At 71.3% G+C, this 18,203-nt stretch carries 15 protein-coding genes and 1 pseudogene; 9 read left to right on the plus strand and 7 right to left on the minus strand.

What is annotated here, in order from left to right:
* Positions 1 to 38: 38 nt before the first annotated feature.
* Positions 39 to 404 (minus strand): helix-turn-helix domain-containing protein, encoded by a 366-nt coding sequence (locus tag Manayef4_RS06300; RefSeq protein WP_070130960.1) that lies wholly within the window; start codon positions 402 to 404, stop codon positions 39 to 41.
* A 59-nt stretch (positions 405 to 463) separates the two neighbouring features.
* Between Manayef4_RS06300 and Manayef4_RS06305 the strand changes: the two genes are divergently transcribed.
* Both Manayef4_RS06305 and hpnH read left to right on the plus strand, forming a co-directional pair.
* A complete protein-coding gene (locus Manayef4_RS06305) occupies positions 464 to 1,039 on the plus strand; it encodes a PaaI family thioesterase (protein ID WP_011435279.1) in 576 nt (191 codons plus the stop codon).
* A 313-nt stretch (positions 1,040 to 1,352) separates the two neighbouring features.
* Positions 1,353 to 2,357, plus strand: a complete 1,005-nt coding sequence (hpnH, locus tag Manayef4_RS06310) for an adenosyl-hopene transferase HpnH (RefSeq protein ID WP_070130961.1) — start codon at positions 1,353 to 1,355, stop codon at positions 2,355 to 2,357.
* A 194-nt stretch (positions 2,358 to 2,551) separates the two neighbouring features.
* Here hpnH and Manayef4_RS06315 read toward each other — a convergent pair whose 3' ends face one another.
* Positions 2,552 to 3,229 carry a TetR family transcriptional regulator gene (locus tag Manayef4_RS06315; RefSeq protein ID WP_070130962.1) on the minus strand — a complete coding sequence of 226 codons (678 nt, stop codon included), beginning with the start codon at positions 3,227 to 3,229 and terminating at the stop codon, positions 2,552 to 2,554.
* Between the two features lie 466 nt (positions 3,230 to 3,695).
* On the opposite strand from Manayef4_RS06315, the gene Manayef4_RS06320 reads away from it, so the two are divergent.
* Entirely contained in the window at positions 3,696 to 5,168 is a 1,473-nt protein-coding gene (locus Manayef4_RS06320) for a glycosyltransferase (protein ID WP_254665490.1), read from the plus strand.
* Between the two features lie 279 nt (positions 5,169 to 5,447).
* On the opposite strand, the gene Manayef4_RS06325 is transcribed toward Manayef4_RS06320, so the two are convergent.
* The 5 genes from Manayef4_RS06325 to Manayef4_RS06345 all read right to left on the minus strand — a co-directional run bounded on the left by Manayef4_RS06325 (position 5,448) and on the right by Manayef4_RS06345 (position 9,878).
* Complete coding sequence (locus Manayef4_RS06325) at positions 5,448 to 6,407, minus strand: urease accessory protein UreD (protein WP_070130964.1); 960 nt, start codon at positions 6,405 to 6,407, stop codon at positions 5,448 to 5,450.
* Positions 6,408 to 6,549: 142 nt separating this feature from the next.
* Positions 6,550 to 7,239, minus strand: a complete 690-nt coding sequence (locus Manayef4_RS06330) for an urease accessory UreF family protein (protein ID WP_070130994.1) — start codon at positions 7,237 to 7,239, stop codon at positions 6,550 to 6,552.
* 235 nt (positions 7,240 to 7,474) lie between these two features.
* Positions 7,475 to 9,202, minus strand: coding sequence for an urease subunit alpha (locus Manayef4_RS06335; RefSeq protein WP_070130965.1), 1,728 nt, complete (start codon positions 9,200 to 9,202; stop codon positions 7,475 to 7,477).
* Positions 9,199 to 9,579 (minus strand): urease subunit beta, encoded by a 381-nt coding sequence (locus tag Manayef4_RS06340; protein ID WP_011435286.1) that lies wholly within the window; start codon positions 9,577 to 9,579, stop codon positions 9,199 to 9,201. Before Manayef4_RS06340 ends, Manayef4_RS06335 begins: the two co-directional genes overlap by 4 nt.
* Positions 9,576 to 9,878 carry an urease subunit gamma gene (locus Manayef4_RS06345; RefSeq protein WP_035732629.1) on the minus strand — a complete coding sequence of 101 codons (303 nt, stop codon included), beginning with the start codon at positions 9,876 to 9,878 and terminating at the stop codon, positions 9,576 to 9,578. Before Manayef4_RS06345 ends, Manayef4_RS06340 begins: the two co-directional genes overlap by 4 nt.
* A 381-nt stretch (positions 9,879 to 10,259) precedes the next feature.
* Between Manayef4_RS06345 and Manayef4_RS23965 the strand changes: the two are divergent.
* The 6 genes and pseudogenes from Manayef4_RS23965 to allB all read left to right on the plus strand — a co-directional run.
* Positions 10,260 to 10,352, plus strand: a pseudogene (locus Manayef4_RS23965) (ABC transporter permease); the annotation flags it as partial.
* A gap of 238 nt (positions 10,353 to 10,590) precedes the next feature.
* Complete coding sequence (locus Manayef4_RS06350) at positions 10,591 to 12,381, plus strand: adenine deaminase C-terminal domain-containing protein (RefSeq protein WP_254665491.1); 1,791 nt, start codon at positions 10,591 to 10,593, stop codon at positions 12,379 to 12,381.
* Positions 12,382 to 12,917: 536 nt separating this feature from the next.
* Positions 12,918 to 13,805: an FAD binding domain-containing protein gene (locus Manayef4_RS06355; RefSeq protein ID WP_049761047.1), complete on the plus strand. Its 888-nt coding sequence runs from the start codon at positions 12,918 to 12,920 to the stop codon at positions 13,803 to 13,805.
* Positions 13,802 to 14,404, plus strand: coding sequence for a (2Fe-2S)-binding protein (locus Manayef4_RS06360; protein WP_011435290.1), 603 nt, complete (start codon positions 13,802 to 13,804; stop codon positions 14,402 to 14,404). The genes Manayef4_RS06355 and Manayef4_RS06360 overlap by 4 nt, the downstream gene beginning before the upstream one ends.
* Positions 14,401 to 16,761, plus strand: a complete 2,361-nt coding sequence (pucD, locus tag Manayef4_RS06365; protein WP_070130967.1) for a xanthine dehydrogenase subunit D — start codon at positions 14,401 to 14,403, stop codon at positions 16,759 to 16,761. The genes Manayef4_RS06360 and pucD overlap by 4 nt, the downstream gene beginning before the upstream one ends.
* A complete protein-coding gene (gene allB, locus Manayef4_RS06370) occupies positions 16,758 to 18,119 on the plus strand; it encodes an allantoinase AllB (RefSeq protein WP_070130968.1) in 1,362 nt (453 codons plus the stop codon). The genes pucD and allB overlap by 4 nt, the downstream gene beginning before the upstream one ends.
* Positions 18,120 to 18,203: the final 84 nt, after the last annotated feature.

Below are 18,203 nucleotides of genomic sequence, written 5' to 3' on the forward strand. Positions count from 1 at the left end.
GCCGGTGGCGTCGCCCGGGCGACACGGTGGGGTTCGGTTCAGCCGGATGCGGCGCCGCGATCGGCCGCGGGCGGCCGGGTCGGTGCGGCGTGCCGCTCACCCCACCGGCGCAGGGCCAGCAGGACCGGTGCTAGGTCCCGGCCGGAGGACGTCAGCCGGTACTCGTGCCGGGACCGGGCGCCCGCCTCCTGGTACGGCTGACGCTCCAGCACCCCCGCGCGCTCCAGCGCCCGCAGCCGCTCGACCAGCACGGCTCGGGGCGCCCCGGTGCCGGCCCGGATGCCCTCGAAGCGGTGGACCCCCAGCGTGATCTCCCGGATGACCAGCAGGGACCAGSGCTCACCCACGACCTCCAGCGTCCGCGCGATCGGACAGGCCCGCGGGCCGTCGGACGATTCCTGCATCGGTGCATCCTATCGATACTGGGTACGTATCCTGAATGCAGCCAGTCTAGGCTGCGGGCATGACCACGACTGAGCCCGAATCCGCKCGGCCCGAATCCGCCTCAGGCCACCCGCACGACCCGGCTGCCTGGGGCGAGCCGCGGAGCAAGACGATCACCTGGCACGACCCGCTGCCGGTCGCCGCGGCGGCGGCGTCGCTGAGCGGGTTGGAGTTCCTGTCCGCGATGCGTGACGGGCGCATTCCGCCGCCCCCGATCTCCCGCCTGTTCGACTTCCGGCCGGTCGAGGTCGCGCCGGGAGACGTTGTCTTCACCTGTCTGCCGGACGAGTCGGCCTACAACCCGATCGGCCTCGTCCACGGTGGCCTGGTCTGCACGATCCTGGACACCGCGACTGCCTGCGCGGTGCACTCCACGCTGGCGGCCGCGGTGGCGTATACCTCCATCGAGATCAAGGTTAATTACCTGCGGCCGGTACGCGTCGTCGTCGGCCGGCCGAGCCGGCTMACCGCGCACGGCTGGGTGACCAGGCCGGGACGGCGGGTGGCTTTCGCTGAGGGAGACGTCCGGGATGACCAGGGCAAGGTCGTGGCCACCGCCAGYAGCACCTGTCTGATCATGGGTGAGACGGCCTGATCCCATGGCCTGATCCCATGGCCTGATTCCGCGGCCTGGCCGGAGACCCGACCCGACGCTCGGCCGGGCCGGATGCGACCACGGGCACGTCGTCGGGCTGCTGGCCCGACATCGTCCGTGGACTGTCCCGAACCCGTGTCCGCRCTGTCCCGGCCTTGTCTTCCCGGTGTCCGCAACTCGGCGGGGTCGGCTAACGGACACCCTTGTGGGGCAGTTCATCGGACGATCCACATGCAGTCTGTACGTACACGCTGTATGGTCAATGCAGAGATCATCGCTCATCCACTGGTGACCTAACGAGAGGGGRCCAGCCGTGGCGGTCGAGTGGCGGTACCAGCTCCGGATTGGGACCTACCTGGCGAAGCAGAAGCTGCTTCGTCGCAAGCACTTCCCGCTCGTACTGGAGCTGGAGCCGCTGTTTGCCTGCAACCTGTCCTGCACTGGATGTGGCAAGATCCAGCATCCGGCGTCCGTGCTCAAGCAGCGGATGAGCGTCGACGACGCCTTGGCCGCGGTGGAGGAATGCGGTGCTCCGGTGGTCGCGATCGCGGGCGGYGAGCCGCTGATGCACCCGCAGATCCACGAGATCGTGAACCAGCTGGTCAAGCGCAAGAAGTTCGTGATCCTCTGCACGAACGGGCTGCTGCTCCAGAAGAAGCTCAAGAACTTCACCCCGTCGCCGTACTTCACCTTCGTCCTGCACATCGACGGTCTGCGTGAGCGGCACGACGCGGTGGTGGAGAAGGAGGGCACGTTCGACGAGTGCGTCCGTGCCTTCCACGCGGCGAAGGCCGCGGGCTTCCGGGTCGGGTCCAACTCGACGTTCTTCAACAACGACAGCCCGCAGGACGTCATCGACATCCTGACGTTCCTCAACGACGACCTCAAGGTCGACCAGATCCAGCTCTCACCCGGCTATGCCTACGAGAAGGCGCCCGACCAGGAGCACTTCCTGGGGGTCCAGGAGACCCGCGAGATGTTCTCGAAGGTCTTCGCGGACGGCCGGCGCAAGAAGTTCCGGCTCAACCACTCGCCGGTCTTCCTGGACTTCCTGGAGGGTAAGAGGGAGCTCAGCTGCACCRCGTGGGGCATCCCGAGCTACTCGCTCTTCGGCTGGCAGAAGCCCTGCTACCTGATGAGTGACGGGTACGTCTCGTCCTACAAGGAGCTCGTCGAGACCACCGACTGGGACGCCTACGGTCGTGGCAAGGACCCGCGGTGCGCGAACTGCATGGCGCACTGCGGCTATGAGACCTCCGCGGTGCTGGCCACCATGGGTTCCCTCAAGGAGTCCATCCGAGCGGCCCGCAGCGTCTGAGCTGGCTCATCGTGGTCTGAGCCGGCTCACGGCGCCACCGTCACCGTCAGGTGACGTCGTCCGGCCGGCAGGTCGCCGCCCCGACCGGGTTCACCCGGTCGGGGCGGTCGTCGTCTGTGCCGCCCCGCCTCGCGTCGGCGGGAGCAGGGCCGGCGGGAGCAGGGTTTCGCTGGCGTTGACGACGCCAGCCGGCCTTAGCCGGCGGTCCCGCGGGAGCCGGCGCCGCCGTCGGCACTGACCGGCGGCTGCTCGGCGAGATCGCCACCGCGGCCGAGCCCGCGCAGCAGCCGGTCGAGCACGGTGCCGACCTCGAGGCGGGCGGTGTCCGGGTCCGCGGCGCCGGCGGTGTAGATGCTCGCCTCCGACAGCAGGGCGGCGACCAGCCTGGTCAGCGGGACCACTGGCAGCGGGTCGATGCGGTCCTCGGCCATCGCGCGCTCCAGCCACTCSGAGAGCAGCCGGTAGCCGTGCTTCTCAACGAGCGCATCCCAGGCGTCGTTGCCCAGCACGGCCGGACCGTCGACGAGGACAATGCGCTGGAAGTCGCTGTCCGCGGTGGAGATGTCGAGCAGGGACTGGAACCCGGACCGGAGCTGCGTCCAGGCGTCGCTGGGAAGYTCCGCGTCCCGGGCAAGTTCACCGGCGACGAGCTGTTCGGCCACCTCCGTCGCGACCTGTTCCATCACGGTGCGAAACAGTGCGGCCTTGTCGCGGAAGTGGTGATAAAGCGCGMCGCGGGTGACCTGCGCGTCGGCGACGATCTCCTCGGTGCCGGTGGAGGCGAACCCCTGTTCGGCGAACCGACGGCGGGCGGCGGAGATCAGGGCCTGACGGGTGTCAGCCGTCTGCTCGGTACGACGGCTTCGTGTCACCCCTTGATTATGGTGTAGCCGAGGCCGTTGTACCCACTACCGTCCCGGCACGAGCGGGCCTGGTCGTGACGAAGCTGCTCCGATGCACCCGCAACCGCCGACGGACGCCGATCCGTGGCTGTTGCCTCGCCCCCTGGTCGCGCCCTCGCCAGCCGTTCGTCGCGCATCGCCGATCACTTTTCGTTTTCAACTGGTTGCAGCCGGGTATCTCCGATCACCCCTGTCGATCATGAGGTTACGGGAGGTGCTCATTGTTGCCGCGGGGCGTGGTGGGCACCATCGTCGATGCTCATGTCGGCTACCCCGCCGCCGGCCGGAGGCCTGGGATTTCATGGTGGCGCGGCAGGAGAGTTTCGGGGGGGAGATCTCCATACCGGCTCGGCCAGACCGGGACGGAAGCCTTGTAACCCCGCATTACCCAGGGCGCCCGCACGCCCTTGAGGGGCCCGTGGCAGTATCACTTTCTGTGACAGTGCTGCTGTGGGTCGCCGTTGCCTCTCTGCTCGCCTGGCTCTACCTGACCGTCGGCCATGGGTTCTTCTGGCGGACCGATCAGCGCCTGCCATCCCGGCAGGCGCCGACCGCTTGGCCCAGTGTGGCGATCGTCGTGCCGGCTCGGGACGAGGCCGACGTGCTTCCCGTGACGCTTCCGACGCTGCTTGCCCAGGACTATCCCGGTCCTGTCCAGCTGATCCTGGTGGACGACGGTTCCACCGACGGGACCACGGAGGTTGCCCGGGACCTGGCGGAACAGGCCGCCGCGCGTGGTGAGACCAACGTGACGCCGGCCATGACCACATCCACCGAACCCCCCACTGGCTGGACCGGGAAGCTGTGGGCGCTGCGGCGGGGCATCGAGTGCGCTGGCGACGTCGACTTCCTGCTCCTCACCGACGCGGACATCTCCCACCGCCCGGGATCGCTGACCGCGCTCGTCGAGTCGGCGACCTCCCAGAAGCTGGACATGGTGTCGCAGATGGCCGTGCTACGGGTGCAGACCGGCTGGGAGCGTCTGATCGTCCCGGCCTTCGTGCACTTCTTCGCGATGCTGTACCCGTTCCGGTGGTCGAACCGGCCGGGTTCGCGGGTGGCCGCCGCGGCCGGCGGATGCTCCCTGATCCGCCGGGAGGCCCTTGCGGCGGCCGGTGGACTGGCGGAGGTGCGCGGCGCCGTCATCGACGACGTGGCGATCGCGCGGATCATCAAGCGCTCGGGCGGGCGGACGTGGCTCGGACTCGCCGAGCAGGTCCACAGCCAGCGCCCGTATCCGCGGCTCGCGGATCTGTGGAAGATGGTGTCCCGCAGCGCCTATGCGCAGTTGCGGCACTCCCCGTCGCTGCTGGTCGGGACCGTGTTGGGACTGAGCCTGGTCTTCGTCATCCCAGTGGTCGCGACCATCGTGGGCATCGTGACCGGCGACGTCGCCACGGCTCTCGTCGGTGGGATCGCTTGGTTGATCATGACTGTCACCTATCTGCCGATGACCMGCTACTATTGTCAGCCGCTGCCGCTGGCCCTGCTGCTCCCCGGAGTGGCCGTGCTGTACCTCGCGATGACGGTGGACTCGGCGCGGCTCAAGCGGGCCGGGCGGGGAGCGGCCTGGAAGGGACGTACCTACCAGGATCACGGTGCCCCGGCCGCCGCCCCCGAGTATCCGAACGGCCCGGGTGAACGGCGTGAGGGTTCGGTGGCCGGGCCGCCCGACTCCGGCGGCTCATCGGCCTCCGCCGGCGGCTSATCGGCTTTGCCATCCGCCTCGTCCACGGTGCCCGCAACACCCCTGGTAATGGCGACATCCTCGGCGGTCCCCGCGCCGGCCGTGGVGCCGGCTTCCCCCACGCCTACGTCCATACMGACGCCCACTCCCACGCGGTGGCCCGCATCGTCATCGGCCTCGCCGCCGGTCCGGGGCGGATCGACCGATCAGCCCCGGACCTAGCCGGTGGTCCCGAGCTAGGACGGGGTGCCGTGGCCGAGTCGGTAGAGGGCGGTGGCTAGGAACGCTCCGTCGCGTGAGTGAGTCATCCATCCCGGCCGGGACAGTCGAACAGGACCGGCTGGCGGTCGGCCTCACCATCCGCGACAGGCAGATCGTCGCCCTGCTGGGTCGGCCTCCGGCTTGGACCGCGACAGTAACCGCCGGGCCCGCGCCGGACAGGCGGTCGCGCTGTTCTATCGGCTCTACGGCACCGCACCCGCGCCTGACTGCCCGTCCGAGTCAGACCGTGGCAGGAGCCGGCCCTTGTTCCAGACGACGTCGGAGAGTAACCGCATTCTCGGCAAGGGCGGAGATGAGATAACCCGGACCAGCCAGGGGAAGCAGCGCCACCCCGTCCGCGACGGCCGCTTGCGCGCCGGATTCCGCCCTCTTTGCCGGCACGGACTCCCGCCRGGCTGCCGGAGAGCCCACCGGATCGGGCCCCGYGACGAGGAGCGACCCGAGGGCACGAGCCGAGCCGAGGAGGGCTGGTCCGGTCAGGCCAGGTATCTCGGGACCGAGGACGAGATCCTGGCGCAGCAGGGGGGTCGGTTCGGATGGCGGATCCACCTCCGCATGGGCGTCCATGTCCACCCGCAGGGTGCTACGTATCGATCCGGTCGTCTCCCCGAATCGGCCCAGCACGATCTCCTCGCGCAGCCGTAGCCAGGCCGTGGTCGCCAAGTGCACATYGGTCACCAGGAGATGGTCCGAGCCCCGCGCCGCGACGGTCGGCTCCGGCGCGAAGTCCAGCGCGCCACCCGGGGCCACCCGTGCCGACACGGTGAAGCGGGACGGCCCGGGCCCGTGACCGGGCAGGGCCACCGTCGCGGCCACCGAACGCACCACCAGGCGCACCCCGCTGCCGACGGAGATGTCGAGTCCCAGATCATCACCCGCCAGCGGTCCGGCGGTCGCGTTGACCAGGTGAACCGTCGCGGTCGGCAGCGCGTCCGCGGATAGCGCGGGCACCGTAGACGGGGCCCTGGTCCGACCAGGGGATGCTCCGGTCTGGCGCAGGACGATCGGCACGTCGGAGCGCAACTCGATGAGCCTCGCCGTGCCGTCCGGAGCCGATTCGACCCGGATGACGGCCCGTGCCCGTACGGCCGTGCGGCCCGTTCGGGCGGCCGTGACGAGGGGGCCCTCCGGCCCGGCCGCGACCCCGCCCAGGATGACCCCCCGTCTCATGGCTGCCATGGTGCCAGCCGGGGGCGACGGGATCGGCCGGCGCCCGCGGGTCCACCCGGCGCCGCGCGATCGCGATCGGCCGAGTAGCCGACCATGCGAGTAGCCGACGGGCCGGGTCTGGGACCGATGACGACGAGTCGGCGGGCACCGGTCAGGATGTGAACATCCGTAGCGCCGTKGTGCGGTGCCGTTCGGCCAGGAGATCGAGGCGGATACCGGTGACGGCGGGCAGCAGCCGGGGCGGGCGTCGGGAAGCCTCCGCGCCGGCCAGCGCGATCGCCTCGACCTCGTCGGCGAGCCGGGCGAGCACGGCGGTGACGGCCAAGGGGTCCAGCCCCATCAGGCGGGTCGCGGCGGTCGCGGGTCCGGTGACCGTGGTGTGGGCGGCGACCAGGGCGGCGTCCGAGGGACGCAGGCCCGCGCCCGCGGCGACCATGCCTAGTGCGCACGGGTGGTGCGGTGCACGTGGACCGGGCGGCACGGGCCAGGCGGCCCGGCCCGCTCGCAGCAGCGTGCGCCCCTGAGCCCGGCTCGCGTCGCGTTGGGCGGGGGAGGGCATCCGGGCGTCGAGCTCGGCGTCCAAGGTGGCGATGGTGGTGGGTGTGACGATGGTGACGGGTGTGACGGATGYGGTGGGGACGTGGTCGGCGTGTGGCGCCCGCGTCGCGGGACCCGGCTGCGTGCCGGCCCGGCAGGCTGCGGCCGCGAAGGCCGCGGCGACCAGGCCGGTCGTGGTGAGCCGTCCGACGAGGAAGGCCGCCAGGTCGGACAGGTTCGCCAGACTCCCGTCCGTCACCGCTGCTTCAACACCGCCCGAGTGGGCGTGACCTCCCGTGGGCATCCGGCCGTCCGCGAGGACCAGCAGCGTCGCCCGCCGTCCGGATCGCCCRGTCGGACCAGCCACGTCCTCGGTCCCGCCGTCCCGTGCGGTATCGCCCTCAATCGTCACCGTAGCCGCTCCCGGCGTTAGTCAGTGTCCGAACCGCTGTGGCGTTTACATTCATCGGGCCCGGAAGCCTCTGGATACGCAGTGACAGCCGTGGTAAGAACCGTCAGAACACTCAGAATCAGAACATTCAGAACAGGAAGTAGCGCTGGGTCATCGGGAGTTCGCTCACCGGATCCGCCTCGATCGCCTCACCGTCCACCGTGACGGTGAACGTGTCGGGGTCCACCCGGATGTCCGGTGTCGCGGTGTTCTCGGGAAGATCCGCCTTGCCGCGGCGGCGCACATCCGCGACCGGCACCACCGGGGTGGCGASCCCCAGCCGTCCGGGCAGCCCGTCCTCGATCGCCGCCGGGGCAACGAAGATCAACGACGACGCGGCGGCCGGACCACGGGCGGCTCCCCACATCGGCCGGGGCAGCACCGGCTGCGGGGTCGGGATGGAGGCGTTCGCATCGCCCATCGCGGCCCAGGCGATGAACCCGCCCTTGAGGACCAGCGACGGCCGCACCCCGAAGAACGCCGGGTCGTACAGCACCAGGTCGGCGAGCTTGCCGGGCTCCACCGAGCCGATCTCCGCGTCCAGGCCGTGCGCCACCGCCGGGCAGATCGTGTACTTGGCGATGTAGCGTCGGGCCCGGGTGTTGTCGGCCCGATCGTCGCCGGCCAGGGACCCGCGCCGGAGCTTCATCACATGCGCGGTCTGCCAGGTACGCAGGACGACCTCGCCGATCCGGCCCATCGCCTGCGAGTCCGAACCGATCATCGAGATCGCGCCCAGGTCGTGCAGGATGTCCTCGGCGGCGATCGTCGACGGCCGGATCCGGCTCTCGGCGAAGGCCAGGTCCTCGGGCACGCTGGGGTTGAGATGGTGACAGACCATCAGCATGTCGAGGTGCTCGTCGAGGGTGTTGACGGTGTGCGGGCGGGTCGGATTCGTCGATGACGGCAGCACGTTGCCGGCGGCCGCGACCGTGATGATGTCCGGGGCATGCCCGCCGCCGGCCCCCTCGGTGTGGTACGCATGGATCGCCCGGCCGGCGATGGCGGMCAGCGTGTCCTCGACGAAGCCGGCCTCGTTCAGGGTGTCGGAGTGCAGCGCAACCTGGACGCCGGCGGCGTCGGCGACCCGCAGGCAGGCGTCGATTGCGGCCGGCGTCGTCCCCCAGTCCTCGTGCAGCTTGAAGCCGGCCGCCCCGGCGCGCAGCTGTTCCCACATCGACTCGTCGCTGACCGTGTTGCCCTTGCCGAGCAGGACAACGTTGACCGGCCAGTCGTCCAGCGCGGACAGCATCCGCGCCAGGTTCCAGGATCCGGGCGTCACCGTCGTCGCCTTCGTGCCCTCGGCCGGGCCGGTGCCGCCGCCGATCAGCGTGGTGATGCCGGCGCCCAGCGCCTCCGGAACCTGCTGCGGGCAGATCAGATGGACGTGGCAGTCCACCGCGCCGGCGGTGAGGATCTTCCCGTTACCGGCGATGATCTCGGTGCCGGGCCCCATCACCAGCTCGGGATGGACGCCGTCCATTGTGTCCGGGTTGCCGGCCTTACCCAGCGCGACGATCCGGCCATCGCGGATCCCCACGTCGGCCTTGACCACACCCCAGTGGTCGAGAACGACGGCGCCGGTGATGACGAGGTCGGGCGCACCCTCGGCGCGGGTTGCCAGGGACTGCCCCATCGACTCACGGATGACCTTGCCGCCCCCGAAGACGGCCTCGTCACCGGTCCCGGTGCCCGCCGGCCCGCGGCTGCGGTCCTCCGTCACCTCGATGAACAGGTCGGTGTCCGCGAGCCGGATACGGTCGCCGACCGTGGGGCCGTACAGCGCCGCGTAGCGGGAGCGGTCGAGTCGGCTCACGAACCCTCTCCCTGAAAGCCCGATATATCCTCGATCGTCGCGGTGTCCGCAATCCGGGTGCCGCTCGCGGCGTCCAACGGGCCGGCCGATTCCGGCCGCAGGCCCGGCACGACCCGGGCGCCGGCCAGCGGCACCAGTTCGATCTCGCGTTCCACGCCGGGTTCGAAGCGGACCGCGGTGCCGGCGGGCACCGCGAGCCGGTGGCCCCAGGCACTCGCCCGGTCGAAGTCGAGAGCGGGGTTCGCCGCGGCGAAGTGGTAGTGCGAGCCGACCTGCACCGGCCGGTCGCCCATGTTACGGACCAGCACCGTGCGTACCGGGCGTCCGGCGTTGATCTCGACGGGATCGTCGCCGGTCAGGATCTCCCCGGGGATCACGGGATCGGCCGGTGGACGGTGACCAGCTTGGTGCCGTCCGGGAAGGTGGCTTCGACCTGCACCTCGCCGAGCATCTCCGGCACGCCCTCCATGACGTCGTCCCGGGTGAGCACGGTTCGCCCGGCGCTCATCAGGTCCGCGACGCCGCGACCGTCCCGCGCGCCCTCCAGCAGGAACGAGGTGATGATCGCGGTCGCTTCGGGATGGTTCAGCCGCAGCCCACGGGCTCGCCGTTCACGGGCGAGCCCGGCCGCCACATGGATCAGCAGTCGTTCCTGTTCATGGGGGCTCAGCAGCACGAATGCGAAGCCTAGCAGGTCGGGGAATGCCGCCGGCCTGGTTCGGTTCGGCGCGGTCCACGACATGCCGGCGACGCTCCGGCCCCGATGCTCGTCGGACATATCGGGGCGCAATGTGACGGTCAGGTGAACGGCGACGCTCTCGCAACCCAAGAAAAGTTTCGTCCAGGTTTCTGTCCCGACATTGCCGGGGACGCCGCGGGAGCGTGGTTCCGTCAACAGTAAGAATGGAGTTACTGGTAATTCACCCGGGCGCGATGGGACCGATACGCATCCTTTCTAGCGTCCGGGGAACCGCTCTGGCGTCCGGGGAACCGCTCGGGCCGGTCGGACCGACCGGCAGGTGGGGGTACGCCCGGAATGAGGCTGACAGGGGTTCGGTTGCTCACACTGGTCTTCGGGCGGGGCCGCGCCGCGGTCGGCATGATCGCCGGGATCGTCGTGTTCTTCCCGTCCCTGGTCAACATGGTGTTCCACCCGCGTTACCGGCTGGCTCCGGCGCATGGTGGGTAATGACACGTGGCAAACAACAATCACGCCATCGCCGCCCTCCCGGCGGGTGGTGCCGGTCCGCCGACTCCGGGGACACCCGGCTTGTCTTGGAGTAAAGGAAGTAATGGGGGTGATTTCGCCGTTGGTCATACGTGATCCCGTTCCGGGCGTGCCGCCATCGGATGCAGACTCGGTGCTGACCGGCAGACGAGAGGCCGCCATGAACGCCGAACGCTCCAGCCGGGGACCCCGACTGATGACGGTGTCCGGCGGAGCGTCCCAGCCGACCGTCTCCTCTGCCACGCCCCACCGATCGGCGACCCCGGCCCGCACGGCGGCGTCGGGCACGACCTCCACCACCGCTCCCGCGGTCGACCCGCGTGATCCGGCGGCGGCTCCTGGTCCGACCGGGCAGGCACCCGTGGTCGGCGCGGACCTGCTGCGTCCGTCCGAGGCACAGCTCGCTCGACTGCGTCGGGTGGCCGCGGGTGAGGAGGAAGCCGACCTCGTCATACGCGGTGGGCTTGTCGTCGCCGTCCACAGCGGTGCCGTGGCCGCGCGGGACATCCTGATCGTGGGGTGCTACATCGCCGCGGTCACGAAGCCGGGAACGTTGGCGGGTCGGCGCTCGCTCGACGCCGCCGGCAGATTCGTCCTGCCGGCCTATGTCGACGCCGGCCTGCGTGTCGAGGAGACGCTGCTCACTCCGGGGGAACTGGCTCGCCTGATCGTCCCGCGGGGAACCGTCACCCTGGTGACCGACCCGGCCGTCCTGGTCGCGCTGGGCGGTCTGCGCGGTGTGGATCTGGTGACGGGATCCTCGACCCCGTTGCGGGTGCTGGTCCGAGCGGGGCAGGTGCCCGGGAGGCAGGTCCCCGGGACCGGGGCGCCCGCAGCCCCGGTCGTCGAGGTGCCTCCGATACCGCCCGCCTCCGCGCTGACCGCGCTGTCCTCGGTAGGGGCGRCGCCCGTCAAGTCGTCCGCCACGGAGGCCGGCGGTCTGCTGTGGGCGGCCGGCAGCGGGGCCGAGCCGGTCCGGGGCAGGGCCAGATCGGTCGCGGAGCTTGCCACGGTCGGGCATCTCGATCACGACGTGCGACTCGCGGTCGGTCGGGGGATGGGCCAGATCGACGCCATCCGGCGGTTCTCCCTGCTCCCCGCCCGCAGGCACGATCTGGAACCCACCCTGGGGTCAATCGCGCCCACCCGCTTCGCTGATCTCCAGGTCGTCTCCTCCCTGGCCGGAACCGCGCCGCCCGACGTGGTGGTGGCGGGTGGCCGGATCGCCGCGGAATGCGGCCGACCCCTGTTCGACAACCTCGACATCTCGCCCGCCTGGGCCACCAGCCGGACAYGACTCCCGGCGAACCTRCACGCCGGCTCCTTCACATCACTCGGCCTGCGACGGTCCCACCGRCAGGATGCCAGTGTGGTCGTGGTGAGCGTCGATCCCCCCCGCGACCCGGGGACGGCGCCGCCCGTCGGTGGACCAGCGCGGGCGTTGCGGATGACCGGGACGGGCCAGGTCTCCGGCCTCTCCCACCCGCGTGGACTCCGTACCGTGCGGGTGGAACCCACCCTGCGGGACGGCTGGGCGGTAGCCGATCCGTCTCGGGACCTTCTCAAGATCGCAATTTTCGGTCGGGACGGCTCCTCGGACGAGATCGACGTCGGGCTGCTCCGCGGGTGCGGGCTGACCCGGGGCGCGCTCGCGGTCACGACGGCGGAGCCGYCGGGGCATCTGATCGTCGTCGGGGCGCGGGACGACGACATGGTGACCGCCGCTCGGGCCCTCGAGGGCATGGGCGGGGGCTACGTGGTGGTCGACCAGGGCTGGGTGCGGGCGGCGTGCGCGCTGCCCCTGCTCGGGGTGATGAGTGACGCACCCTGGGAGGCGGTGCTGGGAGAGCTGGCCGCGGTGGACACGGCCGCAGCCGATCTCGGCTGCCGGCTGCCGTTCCCGCTGCGCACGCTGGCCGGATGGGGCTGCGCCCTCTACACCCGGCCCTGACCTCCACACCCGACCCTGACCTCTACACCCGGCCCTGACCGGCGTCGCTGGATCAGCKGGCGCTCCGGGGCCCAGGGCGGGGAGCGTGGTGCACTCACCMGAGGCCACGAAGCGCCAGCCGTGCCGCAGCGCCGGGTCGATAGACGGCGCGACATGTCCACCTCAAACCTGTCGCATCCCTCTCCACAGTTCGCGCCAGCATCGGTAAAGTAACACTGGGTGACGTTGGGGGTGTTGGTCTGGGTCGGTGCGAGTGGAAGCTGGCGATAACACGGGTGAGATAGCGCAGGTGAGGTGATGAACGCTGCCGCCAAGCAAGATCAGAACTACGTCACTGAGCGTCTGTCTTGATGAACATCCACGTAACCTTCCGCCGTTATGGTCGGTTCTTATGCAGCGTTCGTCCGCCTGCCTGACCCCCGGATCGCCGGCTGGCTTCCCGCGTCATCCCCTCCCGCGCTTCCTTCCACTGGTCGGACCATTGGTCGGATCGGGCGGGGGAGGCCRCTGTGACGACTAGCGGTGCGACGGCCGTCATGTTCCGTCCACGTACGGTAGGGGAGGCAGTGGAGATGCTGGCGACCGCCCATGACGCTGGCAGGGCGGTCGATCTGCTGGGCGGCGGCACCGATCTCGTCCCCGCCCTCCGGTCCGGCGAGCGTCGGCCGGGGGCGGTAGTCGCCCTGCGCCGGGTCCTGGAACTGCGGGTCCGCGGCGCCGGGGCGGATTCGCTCACCGTCGGTGCGGGCGTGACTTACACCGACCTCGCGGGCTGGTCACTGTCGCCCGGCCTCGCCCTCGCCGCCCGGGTGGTCGGTTCCGCGCAGATCCGCAACCTCGGCACGGTCGGTGGCGCGCTGGGCTCGGCACGTCCCACCGGTGACCTGCTCACCTTCCTCACCGCCGCGGACGCCGAGATCCTCGTGGCCTCGCCGCGCGGACCCGGCCGGATGACGCTGCCCGCGTTCCTCGCCGACGGGCTCGCCCCCGACGCCCTGGTCACCGCGGTAAGGCTGCCGCGGCCGGCCGGACCGCAGAGCTATCTCAAGATTGGGGGCAGGCAGGCCGCCTACCAGGCGTTGGTGTCGTGCGCCGTCCTCGTCGACCGGATGCGCCATCGACTGGCCTGCGCGATCGGGGGGGTGGGTCGGCTGCCGATCCGGATGACCGTCGCCGAGCGGTTCGCACACGACGCGGTGGACTGGTCCGCAGGGGCCGCGTCCTCGTCGGCGGCCCGCCGGTTCGGTGAGCTGGTAAGCGAGGCGGTCTCGCGGGTCGGGCCGGAGCTCGCGGCGGGTCCGCGGGTCTCCGCCGACTACCGCCGGCATGCTGCCGGCGTGCTGGCCGCCCGGGCGTTCACCCGATGCCTGGATGCCGCGGGGGCGCCGGTGGACCCCCGAGTCGAGCGGGACGTCCGGCCATGACCGCCCGTTTCGCGAGGGAAGTCCCGGCCGGACCGCCGGCCGGACCGCCGGCCGGGTCGTCCTGGCCGGACGACGGCGTCGTCGCGCCATATCACCTCCATGTCGACGGCTTCCTGCACACGGTGGCCGGCGCCTGGATCGGGGACTCCCTGCTCACCGTCCTGCGGGACGTCATCGGGGTGACCTCGGTGAAGGACGCGTGTGAGCAGGGGCGCTGCGGTGCCTGCTCCGTTCTCCTGGACGGCCGGTTGGTGGCGTCCTGCACGGTGCTCGCCGCGGACGCCAACGACGCCCAGGTGAGCACCGTTGCCGGTCTGAGGACGGCGGGACCCGCCAGGGCCGTGCGGGCGGCGTTCCTCGAGGAGGGTGCCGTGCAGTGCGGCTTCTGCACCCCCGGGTTCGTGGTCGCGGTGACGGACCTGCTCACCCGGCGGCCGGATGCGGACGAGGAGGAGATCAGGGAATCGCTGGCCGGCAACATCTGCCGGTGCACGGGTTACGGCCGGATACTCGCTGCCATCAGAACAGTGCAGGCTGAGCGGGGCACCCTACTTTCGGGGGATGCACCTGCTCCGCCCCACCGGGGGGTGGGGCGATGAGTCTGGGGATCGGTCGTCCGGTGCGTCGTCCGGATGGGCCGGACAAGGTGACCGGTAGCTTCTCCTACGTTGGTGATCTGCGTGTTCCGGGGATGGTGCACGCCCGCACCCTGCGATCGCCCCATGCCCGGGCGCGGATCCGGCGCGTCGACGTCGACGCCGCGCGCCGGCTGCCMGGCGTTGTGGGGATGGTGACCGCCGCCGACGTCCCCGGCATGGCCACCTACGGGCTGATCGTCGCCGACCAGCCGGTGTTCGCCGCGACCGAGATTCGGTACGCAGGGGAGCCGGTCGCCGCCGTGGCCGCGGTTGACGTCCGGACCGCGCGCCGGGCGCTCGCCGCGATCGAGGTGGACTACGAGCCGCTGGCACCTTCGACCGACCCCGACCGGGTATGGCAGCCGGATGCCGAGCCGCTGCATCCGGCGGGCAACCTGTACCGCGAGATCGAGCTGCGCCACGGGGATCCCGACGCGCTCGGCCCGGTGGTGGTCGAGGACCAGTACCTCGTCGGGATGCAGGACCAGGCGTTTCTTGCTCCCGAGGCGGCCCTGGCGATGCCGGCCGCCGATGGTGGGGTGGACCTGCGGGTGGCGACCCAGTGGCTGCATTCGGACCGGGAGCAGATCGCGGCCTGCCTCGGTCTCCCGGAGGAGCTCGTCCGTCTCACCCTGGCCGGTGTGGGGGGTGCCTTCGGCGGCCGGGAGGACGTCACCCTTCAGATCCACGGCGCCCTGCTCGCCCGGGCTACGGGGCTTCCGGTGCGGATCGCCTACGACCGGGTTGAGTCCTTCCTGGGCCATCCGCACCGGCATCCGGCCCGGATGTGGTTCCAGCACAGCGCCACCGCCGACGGAAACCTGGTCAGCGTGCGGGCACGGCTGGTGCTGGATGGCGGTGCCTACGCGTCGTCCTCGCCGGCGGTGCTGGCGAACGCGGTCACCCATGCCGCGGGTCCGTACCGGGTCCCGAACGCCCACCTGCACGGAGYCGTCGTGCGGACCAACAACCCCCCGTGCGGCGCCATGCGGGGGTTCGGGGTGCCGCAGGTGACCATCGGTCACGAGGCCCAGATGGACCGGCTGGCCGACGCCCTCGGCATGGATCCGGTGGACCTGCGCGTCCGCAATGCCGTCCGACCGGGGGATGTGCTGCCCACCGGTCAGGTGATGGGCGCACCGCTGCCGGCGCGGGAGGTCATCGAGGCGGTGGCCTCGCGTCCGCTCCCGCCGGCGATGCCGGCGAACGTCGCGGTGACCGCGTTGCCCGGCGGCCGACCGGCCGCGGCCGAACCGAGCCGGGTCCGTCGGGGGGTCGGCTACGCCCTGGCCTACAAGAACCTGCTCTTCTCGGAGGGCATGGACGACTCCTCCGTCGCCCGTGCCCGCCTGGAGCTGGCTGAGGACGGAACGGTACGGGTCCGGCTGCACAGCGCGTGCGCCGAGGTGGGCCAGGGGTTTGTGACGATCGCGGGGCAGATCGCCCGCACCGAGCTCGGCGTCGAACAGGTCGTGTTGGCGCCCGCGGACACCGCGGTCGGCAGTGCCGGATCGACCAGCGCGTCCCGGCAGACCTGGATGAGCGGAGGCGCCGTGCGCGGAGCCTGCGCCGCGGTCGCCGATCGCCTGCTCGCCCGGGTCGCCCGGGTCGCGGGGCTGCCCGCGGAGGTCGTCGAGGCACCTCGACGGACGCTGACCGTCAACGCCGGGGAGATCGTCGGGGTGGAGGCCGGGTTGCGGGTTCCGCTCGCCGAGGCGCTGGCCGACGGGCCGATCGAAGCGGAGTACACCTTCCACCACCGGCGTACCTCCGCGCTGGACGCCGACGGACAGGGCGATCCGCACGTGGCCTTCGCCGCCGCGGCGCACCGCGCGGTTGTCGATGTCGATGTCGACCTCGGTCTCGTGCGGGTCGTGTCGATGGCGCTGGCCCAGGACTGCGGTACGGTGCTCAACCCCCTGGCGCTGCGTGGTCAGGTCGAGGGGGGAACTGCCCAGGGGCTGGGCCTCGCCGTCATGGAGGAGCTGGTCACGGTGGACGGGGTGGTGGTCAATCCCACGTTTCACGACTATCTGCTGCCGACCATCGCCGACGTCCCGGACCTCGATTTCGTCGCCGTCACCCATCCGCAGCCGGATGCGCCCTACGGGGTGAAGGGCGTGGGGGAGGCGCCTACCTGTACCGCGACCCCGGCGATCATCGCGGCGATCCGGGTCGCCGTCGGACGGGATCTGCGGCGCGTTCCGGTGCGACCCGAGGACCTCGTCACCATCTCTCCGACGACCGCGCCTCCGACGACCGCGCCTCCGACGACCGCGCCTCCGACGACGCCGGGACAAGGTGTTCCGGCGGCATGAACGAGCCCACCGCGGACGTTCTGCCGGAGCGGCCACAGGCGCTACGGTCACGGCGAGTCGTGCTGCCCGGGGGCGAGCGTCCGGCAGCCGTGCACGTCGCGGACGGCCGGATCGCCGCGATCACCGCCGCGGACGAGATCCCTCCCGGGACCCTGGTCACGGACCTCGGCGAGCTGGCTCTGCTTCCCGGCGTGGTCGACTCCCACGTGCACATCAACGAACCGGGGCGGACCGAGTGGGAGGGGTTCGCGACCGCGACCCGGGCCGCCGCGGCCGGTGGTGTCACCACGATCATCGACATGCCGCTGAATTCCGTTCCGCCAACGACCTCGCTCGCCGCCCTGGCCKCCAAACGTGCGGTGGCGGCCGGCCAGGTCGCCGTCGACGTCGGCTTCTGGGGCGGCATCATCGGCGCCGACGCCCGCAACCTCGATGATCTGGCCGCCCTGCACGGCGCCGGGGTCTTCGGATTCAAGGCCTTCCTGGCCCCGTCGGGGGTCGAGGAGTTCCCGCACGTCTCGATGGACGTCCTCGGGGCCGCCGCCCGGCGCACCGCCCGGATGGGGGCCCTCACCGTCGTGCACGCCGAGGCGCCCTCCGTTCTCGCCCTGGCACCTCCCACCGTGGGGCGGGCCTTCGCCAGCTGGTTGGCGTCGCGCCCGCCGGCCGCGGAGACCGAGGCCGTGGCCGCGCTGGCGGCGCTGTCCGCCGCCAGCGGTGCCCGCCTGCACGTGCTGCATCTGGCGGCGGCCGATGCCCTCGACGACGTGCTCGCGGCGCGGGACGCGGGGTTGCCGATGACGGTGGAGACGTGCCCGCACTACCTGACCTTCACGGCCGAGGAGGTCCCCGACGGAGCTACCGTCTTCAAGTGCGCACCTCCCATCCGGGACAGCAGGAATCTGGRCCGGTTGTGGGACGGGGTGGCCCAGGGCCTGTTCGCCGGGATCGTCACTGATCATTCGCCGTCCACTCCCGCGTTGAAGCAGATCGACGCCGGTGATTTCGCGGCGGCGTGGGGTGGCATCGCGTCTGTCCAGATCGGGCTACCCGCGGTCTGGACTCAGGCCCGGGCGCGGGGDCACACCCTCACCGACGTCGTCGGTTGGATGTGTGYCGGACCGGCCGACCTGGTAGGACTGGCCGGCAAGGGGCGCATCGCGATCGGCGCTGACGCCGATCTGGTGATCTTCGACGCGGATGCGTCGTTCCTGGTGGAGCCCTCGATGCTGCGCCACCGCCACCCGCTCACCCCCTATGCCGGACGCGTGTTGAACGGGGTGGTGCTGGCGACCTATCTGCRGGGGCGGCGAGCGGACGGGGATCGTCCTCCGCGGGGGCGGCTATTAGAGAGGTAGGCATCACCCGGCCGGGYCGCGGGACCGTCCGGCGTACCGGAGCCCTCCCCACGGATGTGATCCGATGCACCCACCGACGCGGAC

It is taken from the genome of Frankia sp. CgMI4 (genome assembly GCF_001756285.1).
Taxonomy (GTDB): domain Bacteria; phylum Actinomycetota; class Actinomycetes; order Frankiales; family Frankiaceae; genus Frankia; species Frankia casuarinae.